Annotated in this window: 2 protein-coding genes and 1 pseudogene; 1 reads left to right on the top strand and 2 read right to left on the bottom strand. The window is 37.4% G+C overall.

Annotated features, from left to right (window positions below; all coding sequences use genetic code 11):
- Nucleotides 1–616, bottom strand: a pseudogene (locus ACK5ON_RS06640) (hypothetical protein); the annotation flags it as partial.
- Between the two features lie 98 nt (nucleotides 617–714).
- The gene (locus tag ACK5ON_RS06635) at nucleotides 715–2,457 is read right to left on the bottom strand and encodes a tyrosine-type recombinase/integrase (protein ID WP_409821009.1); all 1,743 of its coding nucleotides are present in this window, start codon (nucleotides 2,455–2,457) and stop codon (nucleotides 715–717) included.
- 396 nt (nucleotides 2,458–2,853) lie between these two features.
- Between ACK5ON_RS06635 and acs the strand changes: the two genes are divergently transcribed.
- On the top strand, nucleotides 2,854–4,761 hold the full coding sequence (gene acs / locus ACK5ON_RS06630) for an acetate--CoA ligase (RefSeq protein WP_409821006.1): 1,908 nt from the start codon (nucleotides 2,854–2,856) through the stop codon (nucleotides 4,759–4,761).
- Nucleotides 4,762–5,131 lie beyond the last annotated feature (370 nt).

Below are 5,131 nucleotides of genomic sequence, written 5' to 3'. Positions count from 1 at the left end.
TCGCCCAGCTTGAATTTGAAACGGCTTGAAAAAATGCCTTTTTCAGTTCGCTGTCGCTGTTAATTTCTTTTTTCAGTTCGTAAGAACTTATTTTAAAAGTGTCAACTCGATTGATTGATTTTAAAAAATTTTGACTTGCTTTTGTCTGCAAGTTCAAGAACTTAATACCGACCATATCTGGATGCGTCCAAATTTGATTATTGTCTTTTCCATTAGATTGTTCGTGAAAAATTGTCTTTGAATAAGTGTCTGTATTTTTAAGATAGCTACTTAAAAGTTTATGTAAATCTCGTTCTTCGTATGTTTTTGATTTAATTAATTTAGTTGGTTTTACTAATGCTGTTTCATTGTCGCCACTCAAAACTTCAATTCCTATATTTTGTTCGTTTTTTGTCAAGTAGTAAGAATAAGTTCCGTTTTCTTGTTTTAAACGTTTTACTCTTGTGTCGCCATTACGAATGAAGTCTCCAAGTAAAGCAGATACAGTAGAAGCAGGAGTTTTTCCTGTGACAAATTCATAATAATTTTGTTTAACTATATGATTGTAAACTTCAATATAAGTTGTTAAATTATTTATATCGTCAAGGCTTTTTAAAATTGCTTCTTTTATTGTCATTTATTTTAGTTTTTTTTGTGCGTCTTTTCTGAGATACCATTGGCTATAACTAGTAAATACACGCAAGGTTATGCAACATTTTTCATATAAACAAGTTATTATTCAAGTTTTTTCTTATTGTTTATATCCACCATGCGGTCTAGTGGACTTTGAATCTTATCTACTGCCGCCTTGGTCAAATGAGTATAAACAGTTGTTGTCTTGATGCTGGAATGACCCAAAAACTGCTGAATATACCGTATATCAGTACCATTTTCAAGCAAATGGGTGGCAAATGAGTGACGCAACGTGTGTACTGTTGCCTTTTTTTCCAAGCCGCTTTTCTTTAATGCTTCCCGCATCACCTCTTGTACACTCCTTGTACTATAGGGCTCACCAGCAAACTGCCCTTCAAAAACATAATGCTTCCCCTTATACAAATCCTTATAAATTTTTAAAGACTGCACAATAGAGTAGGGCAACATCACCATGCGATCCTTCTTTCCTTTGGCATTTTTGATATGAATTTTATGCTCGTCAAACAACACATCTTGCCACTGCAAAGTCACAATTTCACTCACCCGCAACCCAGCACCATAACCCACCAAGAGTAATAACTTGTGTTTTGGATTATCCACCATTTGAAAAATTCGCAAACATTCATCCATGGTCAGCACCGTGGGTAGTTTCTTTTCCTTTTTTGGGCGGGGCAATTTAAACTCAAAACCGCGCAACTGCAACACCTGCTGATAATAAAACTGCAACCCATTCACCATGCTATGACCCGAACTTGCCGACAAGCCACGCTCCATAAGCGAACCCAAATAGGCAACAATCTCCTGATGTGCAATACTTTCAGGGTTTTTAAACTCAAAATAGCGCAAAAATTGAATAAAAGCACCAGCATAGCTTCGCATGGTACTGTGACTATAATTTAATGCCAACAAATTATTCAGCATTTTGGTTAACGGCTCATGTCCTTCTGCTGGCACCTGATCGAGCATACTTTGTTTGGTAGCACTCAAATCAAGACGCTTCTTGTTAGGCAAATGTTTAGCTTGCAAATAGCCCTTGGGCAACGCATTCAATAGTAAAACCTCTAGCGGTTCCATTTGCAACTGAACTGCTTCATATACCATGGGAGCAGCCGGAAGCAAATAACATTGATTAACTTTGCTATAGCGAACCATTGAAAAACGTTTCAATTTTTCATGAATAGCTACTATCCTTGGAATATGAATTTCCATCCAGCTTGTATCTTCCTGATGAGCTGTTATTTTTATTTGCTCCCCTTTATAGTTTGGCTCTTTTGATAGATAATCCTCACCAAAAAACGGACTAGTTTCCAATAAAGCTTCTACAGCTTCCTTCACCTTTGGATGACGCAACACCATATAGCACTTGTAATTACCATTCCAATATACCCCTTTGATGGCTAGCAATGATTTACTAATTTGATAATGATAATTCATCTTAAAAACCCAATACTTTCCAATAGGATCAAGCAATATCAAACGCAATTGTTGTGCAAGCGGCTTCACAGCCACTTTATGTTCAGGATTATTCGCTAGCAACGAATCTAACTGATTTTCGCTTTGAGCTATGGGTGAAAGGTCACGGCTATTGCCGGTCACCGATGGCGTTTGTTGTAGTTCTTTTGGATTTTCAATGCTCAGGTCAGTAAAATGTTTTTTTAATTCTTTATAGGCATCAGCGGAATAATCAAGATACCAGCACGATTGTGTCTTGCTGTATTTACCACCTATAGTTTTAACAATACGAATCTTTTCGGTATCATAACCAAAAAAAACTGCAATTCTATAAGCATCTCGATGCCATATTTTTTTTACTACAATGGACATAAAAACAAATATTTCACTAAAGTAAAAAATTATAGCTTACCATGAATCAATTGTATTCTTTTTTTTATCAACGTAACCTGATAAAAGCAATTAGTTTTGATGATAATTATTTGTCACGTCGATTTATCGCCACGGCAGTTACCATGATAAGTAGCCAAACGGAGAAAAGCAAATCGAAAAGTTTAAACCATCTTTATTCAATCTTTCACAAAAATCTGCAACAATCCTTCCAATCCATAAAAAATACAATTCTAAACTATCTAAACCACCTTAAACAATTTTAAACCACCTTAACAATTTTAAACAACTTTAAACCACTTTAAACCACCTTAAACAATTTTAAACCACCTCAAACAATTTTCACTACTTTTATACGCTCAAAAAAAAGCCATCAGCATGAGTTACTATAAAATAAACAACCTTGAGCATTACTTCAAAATGTACAATAAGTCCGTTCGCGAACCACGCAAGTTCTGGGACAAAATAGCCGATGAAAATTTTACTTGGTATCAAAAATGGGAAAAAGTATTCGAGGTTAATTTTCAGGAAGCCAAATTCAAATGGTTTCTTGATGCCAAAGTCAATATCACCAAAAACTGCATCGATAGGCATTTAGCCCGAAGAGGTGAAAAAACCGCCATCATCTTTGAACCTAATAATCCCGACGAACCATCTTTACACATTTCGTATAATGAGTTGTATGCCAGAGTTTCAAAAATGGCAAACGTTCTCAGAGAACAAGGTGTTCAAAAAGGCGATAGAGTTTGTATTTATTTACCCATGATACCCGAACTGGCAGTAGCCGTTTTGGCTTGCGCTAGAATTGGAGCTATACATTCTGTTGTTTTCGCAGGTTTCTCCGCTTCGGCAGTAGCTACAAGGATTAACGATTGCGAGTGCAAATGGGTGATTACTTCCGATGGAAGTTATAGGGGCAATAAATCCATTGATCTAAAAGGAATTATAGACGAAGCGTTAGAAAAAACACCAAGTGTAGAGAAAGTTTTGGTGGTAAAAAGAACCAACACAGCAGTAACCATGAAAGAAGGACGCGACCTTTGGTTACAACCATTATTAGAGGATGCCATCCCCAATAACGTTGCCGAAATTATGGATGCCGAAGACCCATTATTCATTCTCTACACCTCCGGTTCTACTGGCAAACCAAAAGGAATGGTTCATACCACAGCGGGTTATATGGTCTATACCGCTTATACTTTTAAAAATGTTTTTAACTATAATGAGAACGATATCTTTTGGTGTACTGCCGATATCGGTTGGATTACAGGACATTCCTATATCTTATACGGTCCATTACTAAATGGGGCAACAACTGTACTTTTCGAAGGCATACCTTCCTATCCCAACCACAGTCGTTTTTGGGAAGTAATCGAAAAACACAAAATAACACAGTTTTATACCGCACCCACAGCCATTCGTGCCTTGGCCAAAGAAAGCTTAGACTATGTGCAAAAATATCCTTTAAGTTCGCTACGAGTTATTGGCTCAGTAGGCGAACCTATCAACGAAGAAGCTTGGCACTGGTACAATGACCACGTTGGAGGAAAACGTTGCCCATTAGTTGATACGTGGTGGCAAACCGAAACAGGCGGTATCATGATTTCTCCTGTTGCATTTGTAACGCCAACAAAACCAACCTATGCGTCCTTACCCTTACCCGGAATACAACCTGTTTTAATGGATGAATTGCGCAACGAAATAGAAGGCAATCAAGTAACAGGAAGTTTGTGCATCAAGTTTCCATGGCCATCTATTGCGAGAACGATTTGGGGCGATCATCAGCGGTATAAAGAAACCTATTTTACGGCTTTCCCTGGGAAGTATTTCACTGGCGATGGAGCACTTCGCGATGAAGTGGGTTATTACCGAATAACAGGTAGGGTAGATGATGTTATTATAGTTTCTGGACACAATCTTGGAACTGCTCCCATAGAAGACGCCATCAACGAACATCCAGCAGTTGCCGAAAGCGCCATTGTAGGTTTTCCACACGATGTAAAAGGCAACGCCTTGTATGGTTTTGTTATCTTAAAAGAAGTTGGAGAAACTCGTGACAAAGACAATTTGGCCAAAGAAATCAACCAATTAATCTCAGACCAAATTGGCCCTATTGCCAAGCTCGATAAAATCCAATTCGTTTCTGGTTTACCCAAAACACGCTCCGGAAAAATCATGCGACGCATCTTGCGAAAAATAGCCGAAGGCGATTACACTAACTTTGGCGATACTTCTACATTATTAAATCCCGAGATTATTGAGGAAATAAAGAACGCGAGAGTGTAGTGAATTGATACACCTCTTTTTTTTACCCAATATTTATAATGGATATTGACAGGTCGCTCCTCTGGAGCTAGTTTATTGTCTAACACCTTTTCTACAAAATACAGCTCCTAAAGGAGCTATTATAGTCCCGTCGGGACTAACTGTTTGTATAAAATGGTTTTTTTTTTTTTTTGAAAGTATAGCTCCAGAGGAGCGACCTGTTGATTTTTTATTTATATTTATAACCCGCTGGGTGTAATTAGTTTTTAATGATAATTTTTCGTCAGTTCGAGTGATTTTCGATAGAAAATCGTATCGAGAACAAGAAAAATTTCATTAAAAACGGTTCTCGATACATTTTTTGTTCCTCTCGTCCAAAAAGACGAGATGC

This window comes from Flavobacterium sp. (assembly GCF_046317795.1).
Classification (GTDB): domain Bacteria; phylum Bacteroidota; class Bacteroidia; order Flavobacteriales; family Flavobacteriaceae; genus Flavobacterium.
This window is presented reverse-complemented; position numbering and strand designations above follow the sequence as displayed.

Coding starts and splice junctions, on each gene's coding strand:
- ACK5ON_RS06635 (WP_409821009.1), bottom strand. CDS start 2,457: ATGTCCATTGTAGTAAAAAAAATATGGCATCGAGATGCTTATAGAATT.
- acs (WP_409821006.1), top strand. CDS start 2,854: ATGAGTTACTATAAAATAAACAACCTTGAGCATTACTTCAAAATGTAC.